Raw genomic sequence first — 17,590 nt, forward strand, 5'->3', positions numbered from 1 at the left:
AGCGGCCGGGTCCGGATAAGCCACCGGGCGTACGCCCGGCGGCCGACCCGCAACCCTCCCGCCGGCCGTTTGCCGACGGGTGGCGCGGGTAACCGTCGCCGGTCCCGGAGTGTGGCCGGGGCCGGTGAGGACAGGAGTGCGACGTGCGGTTTCCCCGGTTCGTCGAGGCGGTGTCCCGCCGTGCCGAACTCCCCACCGAGCAGGCGGCCACCATCTCCCGCGCGGTGCTCCAGACCCTCGCCGAGCGGGTCACCGGCGGCGAGTCGGCGGACCTGGCCGCCCAACTGCCCGACGAACTGAGCGGCTACCTCGCCGCCCCTCCCGGTGACCCGCCGACCGGGGGCTCGGTCGAGTTCCTGTTCCGGGTGGCCCACCGGGCCGGCGTCGACCCGGCCGTCGCCGAGGTGGGCGTACGGGCGGTGCTGACCACGCTGCGCGAGGCGGTCACCGTCGGCGAGTTCGAGGACATGGTGGCGCAGCTGCCGCGGGGCTTCGACGCGATGGTCGACCCGATCCCGCGCCCCGGCGACGTCTGAGCCGTCAGTCGGCCTCGGGCGGGTCGGCGAGGTCGTCCGCCGACGGCTCCTGCGGCTCGGCCACCCAGGCGGAGAAGACCGGCACCCCGTGCCACGCCCCGGCCCCGTCCCGCCGCTGGTCCGTGGCCACCGCCACCACCGCGTACGGGTGGCCGAAGCGCAGCTCCGCCGTCCGGGCCACCCCCGGCGGGGCGAAGCTGACCAGCTCGAGCGCGGCGGTGACAGCGGCAGCGGAGAAGCCGTACCGGCCGAAGCGGGCCAGTGCGCTCTGCCGCGCCTCCACCTCGGCCCCCGCCACGCCCAGCCGGCCGGCGAGCGCCCGACCGGCGGCGTCGAACCCGAGGCCGGGGCCGGTCAGCCCGTGCTCGCTCCGCGCCGACCAGCACGGCAGCACCGCCGTGTGCCGCTCCTCGCGGCCACCGGTCGCCCGGGTGCGCAGTCGCTCCTCCCGCAGCTCCCACAGCGCCGTCCCGCCCAGCGGCAGGTCGAACAGGGACCGCCGGTCCACGTCCGTCCCGTCCACCGCGCCGGTGGCCAGCCGGTGGGCGGCGGCCAGCACCGCCGCCCGGTCGACGTCCGGCGCCGCGGCCACCGACACCACCGCCAGCCCGGCACCCGACTCGGCGCGGGCCGGCGCGAGGTGCACGATCACGTCCCCGGCCGCCCCGTCGGCGGCGATCCAGCCGCGGTGCCCGCGGGCGGGGCTGCGCAGCACCCGGGTCAGCGTGCCGGCCCAGCGGCTCTCCGGTCCCAGGTCGGCGGCCGGCGTGACGTCGAACGGGGTGGCCCAGGAGATCCGGGTGGCCACGGCGCTGGCCAGCGCCAGCACCACCTGTGGGGTGAGCCGCAGCGGGAACCGGTCGATCAGGCCGAGGGTGTGCTCGCGGGCCCACTCGTCGAGCGCCGCCTGATCGGGCAGGGGACCGGTCGCGGTCTGCGGGGGCAGCGCGGCCTGCCAGTCGGTCGGCCCCTGCCCGGCCCGCTGCCACACGGCGGTCGCCGCCGGCACCAGCGGGTGCGGCTCGGCCAGCAGCGCGGCGGCCTGCGCCGCGGCGTCCGCCGGTGCCGTGCCGAGGACGTCGGCCAGGGCGTCCCGCTCCGCGCCGGTCGCCGCCGGGGCGCAGAGTGCCAGCAGCAGCCAGGCGCCGAGCGGGGAGGCGACGTGGTGGCCGGGGCCGGCGGCGGCGTGCAGGCGGGCGGCGTACCGGGCGAGGGAGTCCTGGAGGGTGCTCATGGCTCCACTCTGCCCATCGGCCGCCCGCTCGGCACGTCCAGCGCCGGGTCGGGTCACGACCACAGCTCGAACGGCTCGTCGATCTCCTCACCGGCCAGGAACGACGGCAGCAGCTCGGGCAGCCGGCCCGGATAGAACCGCTCCCGGCCGGCCACGATCTCCGGCACCGGCCACCAGCGGAAGCCGACGTAGTCCTCCACCTCGTAGTCCAACCGGTCCGTGCCGTCCACGTCGGGCGCGTCGGCGTCGAGGCGTACGGTCAGCACCACCTCGTCCTGGACGTGCCGTGACTGGCGGTGGACGAAGCTGGCCCGGCGTCGCCACGACGGCGGGCCGAGCTGGGCGGCGGTGACCACGAACCCGGTCTCCTCACGCAGCTCCCGCAGCGCGGTCCGCGCGAACGTCTCACCGGGGTCCATGCCGCCGCCCGGCAGCTCCCACCAGGTGCCCAGCCGGGGATGGTCGGGGTCGCGGGTGTGGAAGAGCAGGACCAGCCCGGCCCGGTCGCGCACCACCAGCCGCACCGCGCGGCGTTCCCACACGGGCAGGTCCCGGGGCAGCTCGCTCATGGTTCTCCTCCGCCCGTCACGCTACCCGTGCTCGGGCACGCTCGCCCCGATCGACCGGGCCAGCTCGGCGGGGAGCGGGTAGGGGCGCTCGACGGGGACCACCGCCGCCGCCCCGGCCTCGTCCCCGGCGGCGAGCCGCTCGCGGACCGTCCGGGCCAGCGGGGTCACGTCGGTCAGGTCGACCAGCCAGTCGTCGACGTACCGGTCGACGGCCGCGCCGGAGAGGCCGACCTGGAGCGACCGGTGCGGCAGCGGGGCCAGGCGTAGTGACCGCTCGGGGTCCCACTGGCACCGGACCGGGCTGCGGCGCAGCCGACGGCTCCACTCCGCCCGGTCGGTGTGCAGGCGGGGGTCGTAGCCGCTGGCGCAGGAGTTCGCGAGCGCCCACTCGAAACCGGCCCTGCTGATCCGGACGGCCAGCACCCGCTCCTGACCCGGCTTGGCGGCGTAGCCGCAGCGGTACAGCATCCAGCGGAACGACGGCTTGATCCAGGTCATCCGCTCGCGTTTGAAGGGCGGCACGAAGCGCCCGGCGGCCAGTGCCGCCTCCGCGACCTCCGACGGATAGGCCTGGTAGACGGTGATCGTGTCGGTGGTGAAGGTGGCCCGGATCTGTCGGGCAGGAACGGTCACCCGCCGATGGTGTCGGTCGCCCCGGGTCCGCTCCACCGCTTTTCGCCCGGGCGGCGGGCGGCCGTCGACGGCGTCGGAAGATAGGCTGCCCGCCGTGGCAGGTCTGTTGAGAAATGTGGCGTCGCGGCTCGGTCGGCTCACCGGGGGCGCGACCGCGCCGGCCCGCCCGGGCCCGATCCCGGCCCAGGTCGCGCGGCGCCGCGAGGTCAGCGCGTTGCAGCGCCGCGAGCTGGCGTACGCCCCGGAGCTGGACGGGCAGGCGGACCCGGGGGAGATCGTCTGGACCTGGGTCCCGTACGAGGACGACCCCCGCCAGGGCAAGGACCGCCCGGTGCTGGTGGTCGGCCGGCAGAGCCGGACCCTGTTCGGGCTGATGCTCTCCAGCCAGAGCGAGCGGGACGGGCAGCGGCACTGGCTGGCGCTCGGACCGGGCTCCTGGGACCGGGACAACCGGCCGAGCTGGGTACGCCTCGACCGGGTCCTCACGATGCGTGAGGACAGCATCCGGCGCGAAGGGGCGGTGCTGGACCGGCCCCGCTTCGACCGGGTCGGCCAGGCCCTGCGCGCCGGCTACGGCTGGCGCTGATCCCGGCGGTGTGCCCGTGACCGGTGACCCGATCGTCCCCGTCGACGACCGGATCGCCTCCTGGGTGGCCGCGGACTTCGGGCTGACCCTGGTCTCCGCCGTGCCGGTCGGCTTCGGCGCGGACCCCACCGCCCGACTCTGGCGGGCGACCACCGGGGACGGCGCCGCCTGGGCGGTCAAGCTCTCCGGCGGCGGCAGCCCGACCGGTCTGCTGGTGCCGGCCCGGCTGGCCGGGCGCGGCGTGCCGGGCATCGTCGCCCCGCGCCGCACCCGCGACGGCCGGGTGTACGCGCTCCGCGACGGACGGCGGCTCTCGGTGGCGCCCTGGGTCTCCGACGAGCGGGCGCCGGCCGGCGACCTGCGTCCCGCCCACTGGCGCGGGTACGGCGCGGTGCTGGCCGCGACGCACGCCACCCCGGTCACCGGTGAGCTGGCCGACCTGCCCCGGGAGGACCACACGCACACCGCGGTCGGCGCGGCGACCCGGCGGACGGATCAACGGCTGCGCGGCGTGGACGACCGGACGGCCGACGGGTGGACCCGGCGGGTCGCGGCCCGCTGGCGTGCCGTCGCCGCCGACGTGGCGACCCTGCTGGACCAGGTGGACCGGCTCGGTGCCCGGCTGCGGGCCCGACCGGCCGACCTGGTGGTCTGCCACGGCGACCCCCACCTGGGCAACCTGCTGCTCGGTCCGGACGGGCAGGTCTGGCTGATCGACTGGGACGACGCCGTGCTGGCGCCCCGCGAGCGGGACCTGATGTTCGTGCTGGGCGGCGGTCCCGCCTTCGCGCCTCCGTCCGGGGTGGACGAGGCCGCCTTCCTGGCCGGCTACGGCCCGGTACGCCCGGACCCGCTCCGGCTCGCGTACCACCTGGGCGTGCGGGCGTTGGACGACATGTGGAGCTGGGCCGCCGACGTGGCCGATCCCGCGCTGCCCGAGGCGGACCGGGTCCGCGCGCTGTCGATCGTGGACGGTCTGGTGTCGCCGGTGGGGCTGCTCAGCCTGGCCCGTCGGGCGATGCGCGACCTGGGCCGCTGACTCAGCACTCGGCCAGGTACGGGGTGTCCACGAGCTGGCGGGCGGCCCGGGCGGACCCGACGCTCTTCGCCTCGTACATCGCCGCGTCGGCGCGGCACAGCGCCTCGGCGAGCTGGGTCGGATGGTGCACCGGGGCGAGCCCGACCGAGGCGGTGACCTGCACCGACCGGGTGCCCAGCGAGATCGGCGCGGCCAGGGCCTCGCAGAGCCGGCGGGTGGCGCGCTCGATCCACCGGCGGTCGACGGTCGGGCTGACCAGCAGGCCGGCGAACTCGTCGCCGCCGAGGCGGGCCACCAGGTTGTCACCGGCGAAGGCCGCCAGGCGTTGGGCGACGCTGATCAGCACCTGGTCACCGGCGGCGTGCCCGTAGCGGTCGTTGACCAGCTTGAAGTCGTCGAGGTCGAGCACGACGGCGATCAGCGGCGTGCCGGCGGAGCTGGTCAGCAGGGTCCCGGCGAGCCGGTAGAAGGCCCGCCGGTTGGGCAGCCCGGTCAGCGGGTCGTGGCTGGCCGCGTGCCGTTCGGCCGCCAGTTCGGCCTGGAGCAGATCGATCTCGGCCTCCGCGCGCAACGCGCGGCGGCGCAACTGCCAGGCGGAGACGAGGGCACCGGCGGCGGAGACGCCGGACGCGAACGTCATCGGATCCGGCACGAGCCCTCCCTCACCCCAGCCGTCGGCCTGACCGTGTCGGCCCTGGTGGCCACCAGGGCACGGTGACCCACAGTGAGCGGATGGGTACACGGTTCCGTTCGGTTATCATGCTCGCTGTCCAATGCAGATGCAATAGCAGATGCACGTGCATCCGGTCCTGAATCGACCGACCACCCCTGAGTCGCCGCCACCGCTCCTCCCACGGCACCGGCCGGCTCTCGCGCAGAAAGACGCCCCATGCAACAGCCCGAGAACGGCGTACCCGCCAGTCAGCTTCCGTCGCTCCGCTGGCAGAAGAGCCGCCGGAGCAACCCGAGCGGCAACTGCGTCGAGCTGGCCGAACTGCCCGACGGCGCGGGCATCGCGATGCGCAACTCGCGCCACCCGGAGGGGCCGGCCCTGATCTACACCGTGGACGAGATCGCGGCCTTCGTGCTGGGCGCGCGGGACGGCGACTTCGACCACCTGCTCCCCGACACGCGGTCCCGTCGACGGGACTGACTCGGCCGTCCGGACAGTTCACCTCACTGTCGGTTCATGGCATGCTTACGCGTCGGGCGTCCGGCCCGCCACCCGGCATGCGAAGGACGGCACGTGACGATGGTTCCCGGCGAGGGCGGTCCGGCCACCGGTCCGACCGTGCTGCGCATGCTGCTCGGGGCGCAGCTGCGTCGGCTCCGCGAGGGCGCCGGGGTGACCCGGGAGGGCGCCGGCTGGGAGATCCGCTCGTCCGAGTCGAAGATCAGCCGGATGGAGCTGGGCCGGGTCGGCTTCAAGGAACGCGACGTCGCCGACCTGCTCACCCTCTACGGCGTCACCGACACCGACGAGCGGGCGGCGCTGCTCAAGCTCGCCCGGGACGCGAACAGCCCCGGCTGGTGGCACCGCTACGGCGACGTGCTGCCGAGCTGGTTCCAGTCGTACCTGGGGCTGGAGGCCGCCGCCGCGCTGATCCGCACCTACGAGGTGCAGTTCGTGCCCGGCCTGCTGCAGACCCCGGAGTACGCCCGCGCGGTGATCCTCCTCGGCCACCGCGCCGCCCCGCCCGAGGAGATCGAGCGGCGGGTGAGCCTGCGGGTGGAACGTCAGGAGCTGCTGCGCCGTCCCCGGCCGCCACAACTCTGGGCGGTCGTCGACGAGGCCGCCCTGCGCCGCCCGATCGGCGGCCCGGAGGTCATGCGCGGCCAGTTGACCGCGCTGATCGAGGCGACCAGGTCACCGCACGTACGGTTGCAGATCGTGCCCTTCGACGCCGGCGGCCACGCCGCGGCCGGCGGTGCCTTCACCATCCTGCGCTTCGGCGACCAGGACCTGCCCGACATCGTCTACATCGAGCAGCTGACCAGCGCGATCTACCTCGACAAGCGGGACGACCTGGACTACTACGCGCTGGCCATGGAGCGCCTCTGCGTGGAGGCCGAGCCGCCGGAGCGGACCGCGGAGATCCTGGGCCGGATCCTCGCCGAGCACTACCCGCAGTGACCGGTCCCGGGGCCGCCACCACCCCGGGCCGGGCACTACCATGAGCGCGAATCGAGGACAGTGGACGGTCGTCGCCCGGCGCGGGTGACGCGGAGTCGTGGAGGCACCCTTGACCACCGAAGTTCCCGACACCGCGACCGACCCCGTCCACCCGAGCGACCGGATCGACACCTCGGTGGCGCACCCCGCCCGCCGCTACAACTACTGGCTCGGCGGCAAGGACAACTTCGCCGCCGACCGGGAGTCCGGCGACCGGATGGCCGAACTCTTCCCGAGCATCCGGATCAGCGCCCTGGAGAACCGGCGCTTCCTGCAGCGCGCGGTCGGCCACCTCGCCCGCGAGGCCGGCATCCGGCAGTTCCTCGACGTCGGCACCGGCATCCCGACCGCCAACAACACCCACGAGGTGGCCCAGGGCATCGCCCCCGCGTCCCGGGTGGTCTACGTCGACAACGACCCGATCGTGCTGGCCCACGCCCGGGCCCTGCTGACCAGCTCCGCCGAGGGCGCCACCGCCTACATCGACGCCGACCTGCGCGACCCGGACAAGATCCTCAGCCACCCCGACCTGCGGCGCACCCTCGACCTGTCCCAGCCGGTCGGGCTGATGCTGGTCGCCGTGCTGCACTTCGTCCCCGACGCCGACGACCCGTACGCCGCGGTCACCCGGCTGCTCGACGCGCTGCCGGCCGGCAGTTACCTCGCCGCGTCGCACGCCACCCACGACTACCTCCCGCCGCACCTGGCGCAGGAGGCGAAGGCGTCCGCCCGGGGCGGCGGCCCGCACGGCATCATCAACCTGCGCAGCCGGGACGAATTCACCCGCTTCTTCACCGGCCTGGAGCTGATCGAGCCGGGTATCAGCTCGGTCGCGGAGTGGCGGGCCGGGACGGAGCCGCAGCCGCGCCCCTCCGTCGTCGAGGTCAGCATGTACGGCGGGGTGGCCCGCAAACCCTGACGGGCGGCAGGCAGACTGGACCACCATGTCGCCGTTCACGCCCCAGCTGCGGTTGCACGACCGGTTCGTCCTGCGCGAGCGCATCGGCCTCGGCGGGATGTCCGAGGTGTGGCGCGCCGACGACGAGGTGCTGCACCGCCCCGTCGCGGTGAAGGCCCTCGCGTCGCAGCTCGCCACCGATCCGCAGCTGCGGGCGACCATCCAGCGCGAGGCCCGCGCCGCCGCTCGGCTCACCCATCCGAACGTCACCCAGGTGTACGACTACGGCGAGGCGACGCTGGCCGACGGGGCGGTCGTGCCGTACCTGGTCATGGAGCTGGTGGAGGGGCGGAACCTGGCCGACCGGCTGGCCACCGGCCCGCTGCCGTGGCCGGAGGCCGTCCGGGTGGCCGGGCAGGTGGCGGCCGCGCTGGCCGCCGCGCACCGGATCGGCGTGGTGCACCGGGACATCAAACCGGGCAACGTGATGCTCACCGAGACCGGCGCGAAGGTCCTCGACTTCGGCATCGCCGCGTTGGCCGGGCCGCGGCACTCCGGGCAGACCGGCGAGCTGGTGATGGGCACCCCGGCCTACTTCGCCCCGGAGCGGATGACCCCCGGCCCGCCCGACCCGGCCAGCGACGTGTACGCCCTCGGCGCGCTGCTCTACCGCACCCTCACCGGCCGGGCGCCCCTGCCCGTGCAGACCTGGGAGGACGTCCTCGACGTGCAGGCCCGCCGGCCGCCCGTGCCGCCGCCGGGCGTCCCCGGCCTTCCCGCCGACCTCGCCGAGCTGACCCTCGCCTGCCTCGCGCTCGACCCGGCCCGGCGGCCCACCGCCGCCCAGCTCGCCACCCGGTTCGGCGCCGGCCAGCCCGCCGACCCGCCGACCGCCATTCTGCCCACCGTGGCCCGGCCCGCGCAGCCGCCCACCCTGATCGACCGGGCGCCCGCGCCGGTCCGCCCGACCCCGCCGCCGCTGCCCTCGATACCGGCGGTGTCGCCGCGCCCGCCGGCCCGCTCGGGCCGCCTGATCGGCGTGCTGGTCGCGACGGCTGTCCTGCTCCTGCTCGGCCTGGTCGGGACGATCGTGCTCGGTGACCGCCCCGGTCGGACGCCGGACGCCGGCCCGGCCACCGTCGCGCCCGCCCAGGACCCGACCGGGGAGTCCTCCGCGCCGCCGCCCCCGGAGACCGGCGGCGCGCCCACCACCACCCGGCCGGGGCCGCTCACGCTGCGCCAGTTGGCCGCCGGGTTCGCCGCGGTGCTCGCCGACGCGCGGGCCAGCGGCCAGATCGACGAGAAGACCGCCCAGGACCTGCGGGAGAAGGCCGCCGAGCTGGACCGGGGCAAGCCGAAGGACCGTGCCAAGCGGCTCGCCGACCTGCGCGAGCGGGTCGCCGAGGCGGCGGACCGGGGCCGCCTGGACGGCGACACCGCCGCCCGCCTCCAGCAACTGCTCGACGCGTACGTGCCGGCGCGCGGCGGCGGCCGCAACGACGACTGAACCGCTGGCGGGCCCGCTGGCCCGTGGGCACCGGTGTGCCCCGTCGCCCTCGCCGGTCTGTTGGTCGCCGCCACCGGTGCCGCGCCCGGTTCCGGGCCGACGGGGCGACCGGTACGTCGCGCGTGACTCGCCACCGTCCGCCGCTGGTCGGATGACCCGTTCTGTCCGGTTTGCGGCGGCTGATTCGGGTGACCCGTTGATGCCATCAAGTTCGTAGCGTCCGTGCCATCCGCCGGGCCCGCCTGCGCCGCTCGGCCAGACGGGAGAGATTGTCCGGCGCGCGTGCACCGTCCGGTTCGGGGCCATCCCCAGGCTGGAATGCGGGCGGGGGCCGGGTCGTTACAGTCACCGTACGACCGAGTACCACGGCCCGGTGGACGCGCAGTTCGCTCGGATGCCCGGCCCCGGAATGCGGGTGGCCGGCCGGTCGTTACACATGGTCCCGGCGCCGCGAAGAGGCCCCCGCCCCGCGAGCCCAAGCCGGTCGAAGACTTTCCCCCTTTTGCGTGTAGAGCGCCTGACGGTGCTTGCGTCTCCACCCCCATGGAGGCGCCGACCCCCGAATGGAGCTACCCCCATGAACACGATCTTCCGTAAGAGCGTTCTCGGTATTGCTGGTCTGGCTTTCACCGGTGGTGTGTTCGCCGGTCCGATCGCCGCCCACGCCGACACCAACCCGGTCACCGCTAGCAAGCCCGTCGCGGCGGTGCAGGCCGACAAGCCCGACACGTCGAAGCTCATCCCGCACGGCGTCCAGGGCAAGCAGTCGAAGATCGACCTGAACGACGAGCAGGTGTCGAACGCCAAGGCGATCATCGCCGCCACGAAGAAGGCCGGTCTGCCCGAGCGGGCGGCGGTGATCTCGATCGCCACGAGCCTGCAGGAGTCGAAGCTGGAGAACCTGGGCCACCTGGGCGACAAGAACGATCACGATTCGCTGGGCCTGTTCCAGCAGCGCCCGTCCAGTGGTTGGGGCACGCCCGAGCAGATCACCGACCCCGAATACTCCACCCTCGCGTTCGAGAAGGGTCTGAAGCAGGTCGACGGCTGGCAGGACATGCCGCTGACCGAGGCCGCCCAGACCGTGCAGGTGTCGGCCTACCCCGACGCGTACGCGCAGTGGGAGCAGCAGGCCGCCGACCTCGTCGCCCAGCACTGGAACAGCTGACCGGAGCAGTAACCGCCGCTGGCCGGCACCCCGAACCCCGGGGTGCCGGCCAGCGGCATGAGCACGGTCCTCAGGCGCAGGGGGCGTAGAGACGGCGGGTGCCGGTGCCGGCGGCGTACGCGGCCCGGTCGCTGAAGCGGCACCCGAAGTCGGGGGCCGCCACCGCCTTCGGGTCGGCCACCGCGTCCCCGGCGGGACGGTCGCCGGTGCGTACCCAGGTGGTGAGGTCGTCCCAGGCGGTGCCGGCCTCGGTCGGGCTGAACTCGCAGTGCTGGGAGGCCCGGACGGCCCGCTGGACGACCAGCCGGCTGCGGCCGTGCCACGCCGTGTCGCGGGCGTACGCCTGCTCCATCGAGAACGGTACGAAGAGGTCACCCAGGTCGTGCAGGGTGAGTACCGGTACGGTCGGCCGACCGCTGATCCGCGGCACCTCGGTCAGCGTGGGCGACAGCCGCTGCCAGAGGTTCTCCGGGGCGACCCGCTGGACGGCGGCGTTGACGTTCACCGGGCTGTTCGGGGTGTAGCGGGTCAGCAGGTTGGTGGCGAGCTGGCCGGGGCGCTGGGCGGGCGAGTCGCCGCCGTTGGTGGTGCTGATGGCGAAGAGGAAGTCCTTCCAGACCGCGAAGGACGCCTCGGCGCCGGGGCGGTCACCGCCGGAGCGGTTGATGGTGATCGCCCGCAGCTGCTTGCCCAGGTCGGTGGTGGTGTCCGGGCCGCCCGGCTTGAGCCCGGCGAGACCGAGCGCCACCTGGATCCTCGGCACCGCGTTGGTCAGGTAGTCGGTGGGCGTCGGATACGCCGGCACCCCGGCGAGGGCCTGCGCCACCAGGTTGTAGTCGAGGTAGAAGTCGAGCAGCTCGTGGTCGCCGAGCACCCCGCACATGGGCAGCGCCCCGTCGTAGTAGCCCGGGTACTGCTCCAGCGACCGGCCGATGATGTAGCCGCCCATGGAGACACCGGCCATCAGCACCCGGTGCGGACGCTTGACGGTGCGGCGGAAGAGGTCGGCCAGGTCCTTGGTGCCGAGGACGCCGGAGCGGATGTCGAAGCCGTTCGTGGCGTACGACGACGCCGCCCAGGCGTACCCCTGCTCCAGCATCCGTTGCCGCAGGCCGAAGGCGGGCGGCTCGGGGGAGAGCACGGTGCTCTGGCCGCGGTAGCCGTGCGCCCACATCACCAGGTCGCCGTTCCACTTCGCGGGCGTCTCGATGATGTAGCCGGCGTGCCGGTGCACGCCCTGGCGGACGGTGGTGGCCGCGCCGGAGATCTCCAGCGGCGCCAGCGGCGGGTTGCTGATGGTGTAGCCCGGCAGCGGCTGGCTGCCGTCACCGTCGCGGTCGGCGGCGACGGCCGGCGCGGCGCCGGCGAGCCCGACCGCGAGGGTCAGGGTCGTGCCGACGGCGAGCAGTCGGCGGACCAGGCGGGTGGTTGAGGTCAGCATCGTTGCTCCCCCGGGGACGGGTGCCGCCCACCGGGGGGCGACCAGGCGGGACGGATGCCTACCGGCCGGTAGCGCCCTGAAACTAGGCCCGCCGTGGACCGCTGTCAATCACCTGCTGACCGAACGGTCAGTCAGGTCCGCCCGGTCCGCCCACAGTGTCCGGTCAGACCACCCCGTGGGCGAGCATCGCCTCCGCCACCCGGCGGAACCCGGTGATGTTCGCCCCGGCCACGTAGTCGCCGGGCACGCCGTACTCCTCGGCGGTGGACCAGCAGCGGGCGTGGATGTCCCGCATGGTCTCCCGCAGCCGCTGCTCCGACCGGTCGAACGTCCACGACTCCCGACCGGCGTTCTGCTGCATCTCGAACGCGCTGACCGCCACCCCGCCGGCGTTGGCGGCCTTGCCGGGCGCGAACCGCACCCCGGCCTCGCCGAGGATCCGTACTGCCTCCGGCGTGGTCGGCATGTTCGCCCCCTCCACCACCGCGACGCAGCCGCCGGCCACGAGCGCCGCGGCCTCCGCGCCGCCGATCTCGTTCTGCGTCGCGCACGGCAGGGCCAGGTCGCAGGGGACCTCCCAGACGGTACGACCGGAGACCGCCACCGCGTGCGGCACCTGGCGTACGTACTCGTGCAGGCGGCCCCGGCGCTCCTCCTTCAGCTCCCGCAGCAGCGCCAGGTCGACGCCCTTCTCGTCCAGCACGTACCCGTCGGAGTCGGAGCAGGCCACCACCGTCCCGCCGAGCTGGTGCACCTTCTCGATCGCATAGATCGCCACGTTGCCCGAGCCGGAGACCACCACCCGCTTGCCGTCCAGGCTGTCCCCGGTCTGCCGGAGCATCTCGTCGGCGAAGAACACCGCGCCGTACCCGGTCGCCTCCCGGCGCACCTGCGCACCCCCGTACGACAGGCCCTTGCCGGTGAGCACCCCCGACTCGTACCGGTTGGTGATCCGCTTGTACTGCCCGAACAGGTAGCCGATCTCCCGGCCGCCCACCCCGATGTCCCCGGCCGGTACGTCGGTCTGCGCGCCGATGTGCCGGTACAGCTCGGTCATGAAGCTCTGGCAGAACCGCATCACCTCCCGGTCCGAGCGGCCCTTCGGGTCGAAGTCCGCGCCGCCCTTGCCGCCCCCGATCGGCAGCCCGGTCAGCGCGTTCTTGAAGATCTGCTCGAAGCCGAGGAACTTGACGATGCCCAGATAGACCGACGGGTGGAAGCGCAGGCCGCCCTTGAACGGGCCGAGGGCGCTGTTGAACTCAACCCGGAAGCCGCGGTTCACCCGGACCCGCCCCCGGTCGTCCTCCCACGGCACCCGGAACATGACCTGCCGCTCCGGTTCGCAGATCCGCTCGATGATCCGCGCGTCCGCGTACTCGGGGTGCCGGGCCAGTGCCGGGCCGATGCTCTCCAGCACCTCCCGGACGGCCTGGTGGAACTCGGGCTCACCCGGGTTCCGGCGCACCATGCTCGCGAACACCGTCTCGACGGCTTCCGGCATCACCGACACGTCCCTTCGTATCCGGCGGCCTCGTCGCCGCCGACGTGTCCGAGTACGGACCACCGGCCCCGTCCGGTTCACTGGTGGCCGTGGACGAGTCGATCTGGAACGCGGTACGCGGCGCGCGCGAGTGGTTGGACGCCGCCAACGGCAGCGGGGACACCGAGCTCACCTGTCGGATCCTCAAGCTGACCGAGGAGGCGGGGGAGGTGGCCGGCGCCTGGATCGGCGTCCTTGGGCAGAACCCGCGCAAGGGCGTGACCCACCGCCGCGAGGACGTCGCCGCGGAACTGGCCGACGTCGCGTTCACCGCCCTCGTCGCGGTGGAGAGCCTGGGCCTGGACGCCCGGGAGGTGCTGGCGGCGTGCGCCGCCAAGGTCCGCGCACGCGCCACCTGACCCGCCCCTGCCCGGCGAAGTGATCCGACCGGGGCTCCGGTACGTACTCCCGCCGGGGGGACCGCGAAAGGGGATCAGCATGGCGGTATCGGGGGACGACGCGTGTCGTGCGGCGGGGCCGGAGCCGGTGGTCGAGGTGTCGGGCGACCCGGACCCGCCACCGTCGGCGGGGCGGACGTGGCCGGGGCCGGCCCGCCTGCTCGTCGCCGCCGCCGTCCTCGTGGTGGCCCTCGGCGCGGTGGCGGTGGCGGCGACGATGTCGCATCCCGAGTGGCTCGGTTCCGCCTTCTCCGGGGGCGCTCGACCACCGGCGGTGGCCAACGGCGCGGAGTCCGGCGGCGTGGGTGGGGCGGAGGCCGCCTCCGACCAGGTGCTCGCCGCCCCGCTGGCCGGGCGTCGCCGGGCCACCTTCGAGCTGGCGGACGGGCTGACCACGTTCGGCCTGCGGACGGCCGACCTGGGGGAGGACCTCTACCGGATCAGCACCCCGCCGGACGGGAGCGTCAGCCCCCGGGCCGAACTCTCCGGCGACCGGGTGCGGCTGCGCGTGCAGGAGCGGGGCCGACGCGGGACGGCCGCCGTGGAGGTGCTGCTCAACGCGCGGGTCACCTGGCGGCTGCGGATCGTCGGCGGCGTCGACACCCAGCTGCTCGACCTCACCTCCGGCCGGGTCGCCGGGGTGGAGCTGGTCGGTGGGGCCACCCGTACCGAGCTGCGGCTGCCGCCACCGGCCGGGACGCTGACGGTGCGGATGACCGGGGGCGTGAACCAGCTCGTGGTCCGGGTGTCGGACGAAGTGCCGGTCCGGGTGCGGGTCGCGTCGGGCGCCGGTTCGGTCGCCGTCGGCGCGGACCGGCGGGACGGGGTGGCGGCCGGTGAGCTGCTCGGCTCCCCGGGCTGGGACCGCGCGGTCCAGCGGCTCTACGTCGACCTGGTGACGGGTGCCAACACGGTGAGCGTCGGCGGGGGCTGAGCGTAGAGTCGGGCGGTGGACCGTACCGAATCGATGCCGGCGCAGACCGTGCCGGCCGGCGTGGCCGACACCGACCCGGGCAGTGTGCTCCTGCCCGGGCACGACGTGCCGTTGGGGCGCTACACGACCGTGCGTCGGCTGCTGCCGCAGCGGCAGCGTCGGATGGTCGGCGCCTGGTGCTTCGTGGACCACTTCGGGCCGGACGACGTGGCGGAGCGCCCCGGCATGGAGGTGCCGCCGCACCCGCACACCGGGCTCCAGACGGTGACCTGGCTGCTGGACGGCGAGATCGTGCACCGGGACAGCCTGGGCAACGTCCAGCCGATCCGGCCCGGTGAACTCAACGTGATGACCTCCGGTCACGGCATCGCCCACTCCGAACGGTCACCGGCCACGCATCCGCCGCTGATGCACGGCGTACAGCTGTGGGTGGCGCTGCCGGACCCGGCGCGGGCCGGCGCGGCCGACTTCGCGCACCACGCCGACCTGCCGGCGTGGCGCGACGGCGACCTGGCCGTCACCCTGCTGGTCGGTGAGCTGGCCGGCGCCCGCTCCCCGGCCGTGGTGCACACCCCATTGCTGGGCGCGCAGCTGGCGGCCCGCGGGCCGGCGCCGGCCACGCTGCCGTTGCGCCGCGACTTCGAGTACGGGCTGCTGGCGATGTCCGGTGCGGCCCGGGTGGACGAGGTGGCCCTCGCGCCGGGCGCCCTGCTCTATCTCGGTGCCGGGCGGGACGCGGTGACCCTGCACGCCGAGCCGGGCAGCCGGTTGCTGCTGCTCGGCGGCGCGCCGTTCGAGGAGCCCCTGGTCATGTGGTGGAACTTCGTCGGCCGGTCGCACGAGGAGGTCGCCGCCGCCCGGGAGGACTGGATGGCCGGCCGCCGCTTCGGCACGGTGGCCGACGACGCCGCGCCGCCGCTGCCGGCCCCGGCGCTGCCGACCACCCGGTTGAAGGCCCGGGACCGGCGGGGCACCCTGTCCGGCTGATTGCCCGCCGCCGGTGCGGGTAGTCGCGGGCATGTCGACCAGTGCGATGTCCAGCATCGAGGAGAAGAAGCGGTTGGTCCGCCGGCTCGCCGGTGACGGCCGGGGCTTCGCGGAACAGTACGGATTCCGGGTGGTGAACAACCCGTCCCACCTGTTCCAGGTGCTCTACCTGTCCGTTCTGCTCGCCGGGCGGGGAGATTTCCGGCGGGCCGTGGAGGCCGCCGACGCGCTGCGGGCCAACGGCTGGGACAGCGCCGCCCGGCTGGCCCGGTCGCTCGACTCCGACCGGGTCCGGGTGCTGCGCGAGGCGGGCCAGCGCGGCGACGTCGAGGCGCTCGCGGACGTCCTCGGCGATCTGGCCCGGACCGTGGTGGAGCGCTACCGGGGCGACCTGCGCCGGCTGCGGACGGAGGCGCACCAGGACGCCGCCCGGGAGCGACGGATGCTCACCGAACTGCCCGGTGTGGACGATCAGGTGGTGGACCTGTTCCTCCGGGAGGTGCAGGCGGTGTGGCGGGAGGTGGCCCCGGTGGCCGACCGGCGGGCCCTCGTCGCCGCGCGCCGGCTGGGGCTGGGGCGGTCGGCGGCCGATCTGGCCGGCCTCGCCGGCAGCGGCGAGTCGGAGCGGCTGTCCTGGCTCGTCGGCGCGCTCGCCCGGGTCGACCTGGAGAAGCGGTACGCGGAACTGAGCGGCTGATCAGCACGTGCCGCTGGACACACTTTCGCGAAAGTCACCCGTTCGGCTGATGGTATCTCGTATGATGATCGTGGCAGGGATGCCCGCCCGGTTCGGGCGACCATCCACCGCCTGGCGGCCGCGACCCGGTTCGGGCGCGGACCCGCCAGGGACAGGTACTGCGTGGCGCCCCAGGTCGCGGTTCGTGACCCGGGGCGCCCGCCTGTATCCGGGGCTGTCGTCTCCGGCTCACTTCGCGAGCGCGGCCAGCAGGTTCACCGTGGCCGCGACGATGACCGCCCCGAACAGGTACGACACCAGCGAGTGCCGCAGCACCGTGCGTCGCAGTTCCGCGCCGGACAGGTCGGTGTCGGAGACCTGGAACGTCGCCCCGACGGTGAACGCCAGGTATGCGAAGTCCGCGTAGCAGGGCGGCTCCGCCTGGTGGAAGTCCACCCCGCCGGGCGGCGTACGGGCGTAGTAGAGGCGGGCGTAGCGGGTGGTGAAGACGGTGTGCACGACGAACCAGGACAGCACCACGCTGAGCACGCCCAGCCCGCCGTACGTGTCCAGCGGCAGGCCCGGCCCGAGCGGGTGCGCGGTGGTCAGCAGCACCCCGACCGCGACCAGGCTGGCCAGGCACGCCACCAGCAGCAGCACGTCCCGCACGGCCCGGTTCGGGTCCTCCACCACGGCCAGCCGGGCGGTGCCGTCGGCGTCCAGCCGCCACAGTCGCCGCCAGAGCAGGGTCAGCCAGGCGAGCGCCGCGGCGTCCCAGCCCACCAGCGGGCCGAGCGCGGGCGACACCAGGACCCCGAAGAGCCCACCGCAGAACACCCCGGCCAGCCCCATCACGGTGAGCTGGAGCGCCGCCGGGGTGTGCCCGTCGGGGCGGCCGGTCGGAGGCGCCACCGGGGGTCGGGTCAGATGCCGCGCAGGTGCTGCGAGACCCGGGTGTGCGGGTCCCGCGCCTGGGCCGCCCGCTGCGCCGGGCTCAGCTCCGGGGCGGCGTCGATGCCGGCCGACCGGGCCACCTCGGTGCCGTTGGCGTAGTCCACCGGGGGCAGCGCCCGCAGCGCCTTGAGCACCTCCGGCGGCGCCCCCTCCCGTTCTGCCTCCCGGACGACGTCGTCCTTCCCGGCCGGGTAGTCCAGCGCCGACAGGTACTCAAGGACGTCCGTGTAACTCGCCATGGAACGGGCTCCCTCGCGCCTGGAGTTGCGGTCACGACCGACCGCGGTTACCCGCCGGGCCGCCGGTCACGCCCGGTC

General features: G+C 74.7%; 20 protein-coding genes. 12 read left to right on the plus strand and 8 right to left on the minus strand.

The window, feature by feature from the left end; genetic code table 11:
- Positions 1–143: 143 nt before the first annotated feature.
- Positions 144–536, plus strand: coding sequence for a DUF2267 domain-containing protein (locus ABUL08_RS05805; RefSeq protein ID WP_350935226.1), 393 nt, complete (start codon positions 144–146; stop codon positions 534–536).
- Between the two features lie 4 nt (positions 537–540).
- On the opposite strand, the gene ABUL08_RS05810 is transcribed toward ABUL08_RS05805, so the two are convergent.
- Genes ABUL08_RS05810 through ABUL08_RS05820 form a run of 3 tightly spaced genes read right to left on the minus strand, consistent with a single transcriptional unit; the run spans position 541 to position 2,972 of the window.
- Positions 541–1,770 (minus strand): hypothetical protein, encoded by a 1,230-nt coding sequence (locus ABUL08_RS05810; protein WP_350935228.1) that lies wholly within the window; start codon positions 1,768–1,770, stop codon positions 541–543.
- Between the two features lie 53 nt (positions 1,771–1,823).
- Positions 1,824–2,339 carry an NUDIX hydrolase gene (locus tag ABUL08_RS05815; RefSeq protein ID WP_350935229.1) on the minus strand — a complete coding sequence of 172 codons (516 nt, stop codon included), beginning with the start codon at positions 2,337–2,339 and terminating at the stop codon, positions 1,824–1,826.
- 21 nt (positions 2,340–2,360) lie between these two features.
- Positions 2,361–2,972 (minus strand): DUF4291 domain-containing protein, encoded by a 612-nt coding sequence (locus tag ABUL08_RS05820; RefSeq protein WP_350935231.1) that lies wholly within the window; start codon positions 2,970–2,972, stop codon positions 2,361–2,363.
- A gap of 94 nt (positions 2,973–3,066) precedes the next feature.
- Here ABUL08_RS05820 and ABUL08_RS05825 point away from each other — a divergent pair, with 94 nt between their 5' ends.
- Both ABUL08_RS05825 and ABUL08_RS05830 read left to right on the plus strand, forming a co-directional pair.
- Complete coding sequence (locus ABUL08_RS05825) at positions 3,067–3,558, plus strand: type II toxin-antitoxin system PemK/MazF family toxin (protein WP_350935233.1); 492 nt, start codon at positions 3,067–3,069, stop codon at positions 3,556–3,558.
- Positions 3,559–3,574: 16 nt separating this feature from the next.
- Positions 3,575–4,597 (plus strand): phosphotransferase, encoded by a 1,023-nt coding sequence (locus ABUL08_RS05830; RefSeq protein ID WP_350935235.1) that lies wholly within the window; start codon positions 3,575–3,577, stop codon positions 4,595–4,597.
- Between the two features lies 1 nt (position 4,598).
- Here ABUL08_RS05830 and ABUL08_RS05835 read toward each other — a convergent pair whose 3' ends face one another.
- Positions 4,599–5,249 carry a GGDEF domain-containing protein gene (locus ABUL08_RS05835; RefSeq protein WP_350935236.1) on the minus strand — a complete coding sequence of 217 codons (651 nt, stop codon included), beginning with the start codon at positions 5,247–5,249 and terminating at the stop codon, positions 4,599–4,601.
- Between the two features lie 237 nt (positions 5,250–5,486).
- Between ABUL08_RS05835 and ABUL08_RS05840 the strand changes: the two genes are divergently transcribed.
- The 5 genes from ABUL08_RS05840 to ABUL08_RS05860 all read left to right on the plus strand — a co-directional run bounded on the left by ABUL08_RS05840 (position 5,487) and on the right by ABUL08_RS05860 (position 10,343).
- Positions 5,487–5,750, plus strand: a complete 264-nt coding sequence (locus ABUL08_RS05840; RefSeq protein ID WP_350935238.1) for a DUF397 domain-containing protein — start codon at positions 5,487–5,489, stop codon at positions 5,748–5,750.
- A gap of 99 nt (positions 5,751–5,849) precedes the next feature.
- Positions 5,850–6,731, plus strand: coding sequence for a helix-turn-helix domain-containing protein (locus ABUL08_RS05845; protein ID WP_377522295.1), 882 nt, complete (start codon positions 5,850–5,852; stop codon positions 6,729–6,731).
- Between the two features lie 109 nt (positions 6,732–6,840).
- The gene (locus ABUL08_RS05850; RefSeq protein WP_350935242.1) at positions 6,841–7,689 is read left to right on the plus strand and encodes an SAM-dependent methyltransferase; all 849 of its coding nucleotides are present in this window, start codon (positions 6,841–6,843) and stop codon (positions 7,687–7,689) included.
- 25 nt (positions 7,690–7,714) lie between these two features.
- On the plus strand, positions 7,715–9,175 hold the full coding sequence (locus tag ABUL08_RS05855; RefSeq protein WP_350935244.1) for a protein kinase domain-containing protein: 1,461 nt from the start codon (positions 7,715–7,717) through the stop codon (positions 9,173–9,175).
- A 577-nt stretch (positions 9,176–9,752) separates the two neighbouring features.
- A complete protein-coding gene (locus tag ABUL08_RS05860; protein WP_350935245.1) occupies positions 9,753–10,343 on the plus strand; it encodes a hypothetical protein in 591 nt (196 codons plus the stop codon).
- A 70-nt stretch (positions 10,344–10,413) separates the two neighbouring features.
- On the opposite strand, the gene ABUL08_RS05865 is transcribed toward ABUL08_RS05860, so the two are convergent.
- A complete protein-coding gene (locus tag ABUL08_RS05865) occupies positions 10,414–11,784 on the minus strand; it encodes an alpha/beta hydrolase family protein (RefSeq protein WP_350935247.1) in 1,371 nt (456 codons plus the stop codon).
- 163 nt (positions 11,785–11,947) lie between these two features.
- Positions 11,948–13,285: an NADP-specific glutamate dehydrogenase gene (gdhA, locus tag ABUL08_RS05870; protein ID WP_350935249.1), complete on the minus strand. Its 1,338-nt coding sequence runs from the start codon at positions 13,283–13,285 to the stop codon at positions 11,948–11,950.
- Between the two features lie 89 nt (positions 13,286–13,374).
- Between gdhA and ABUL08_RS05875 the strand changes: the two genes are divergently transcribed.
- The 4 genes from ABUL08_RS05875 (at position 13,375) to ABUL08_RS05890 (ending at position 16,340) form a co-directional block, all read left to right on the plus strand.
- On the plus strand, positions 13,375–13,683 hold the full coding sequence (locus tag ABUL08_RS05875) for a MazG-like family protein (RefSeq protein WP_350935251.1): 309 nt from the start codon (positions 13,375–13,377) through the stop codon (positions 13,681–13,683).
- Between the two features lie 79 nt (positions 13,684–13,762).
- Entirely contained in the window at positions 13,763–14,656 is an 894-nt protein-coding gene (locus ABUL08_RS05880) for a hypothetical protein (RefSeq protein ID WP_350935253.1), read from the plus strand.
- 15 nt (positions 14,657–14,671) lie between these two features.
- Positions 14,672–15,643: a pirin family protein gene (locus ABUL08_RS05885; RefSeq protein ID WP_350935255.1), complete on the plus strand. Its 972-nt coding sequence runs from the start codon at positions 14,672–14,674 to the stop codon at positions 15,641–15,643.
- 46 nt (positions 15,644–15,689) lie between these two features.
- Entirely contained in the window at positions 15,690–16,340 is a 651-nt protein-coding gene (locus ABUL08_RS05890) for a hypothetical protein (protein WP_350938519.1), read from the plus strand.
- A gap of 228 nt (positions 16,341–16,568) precedes the next feature.
- Here ABUL08_RS05890 and ABUL08_RS05895 read toward each other — a convergent pair whose 3' ends face one another.
- Positions 16,569–17,231 (minus strand): DUF1345 domain-containing protein, encoded by a 663-nt coding sequence (locus tag ABUL08_RS05895; RefSeq protein ID WP_350935257.1) that lies wholly within the window; start codon positions 17,229–17,231, stop codon positions 16,569–16,571.
- Between the two features lie 11 nt (positions 17,232–17,242).
- Positions 17,243–17,512 (minus strand): DUF2795 domain-containing protein, encoded by a 270-nt coding sequence (locus ABUL08_RS05900; protein ID WP_350935258.1) that lies wholly within the window; start codon positions 17,510–17,512, stop codon positions 17,243–17,245.
- Between the last annotated feature and the right edge of the window lie 78 nt (positions 17,513–17,590).

It is taken from the genome of Micromonospora sp. CCTCC AA 2012012 (genome assembly GCF_040499845.1).
Taxonomy (GTDB): domain Bacteria; phylum Actinomycetota; class Actinomycetes; order Mycobacteriales; family Micromonosporaceae; genus Micromonospora; species Micromonospora mangrovi.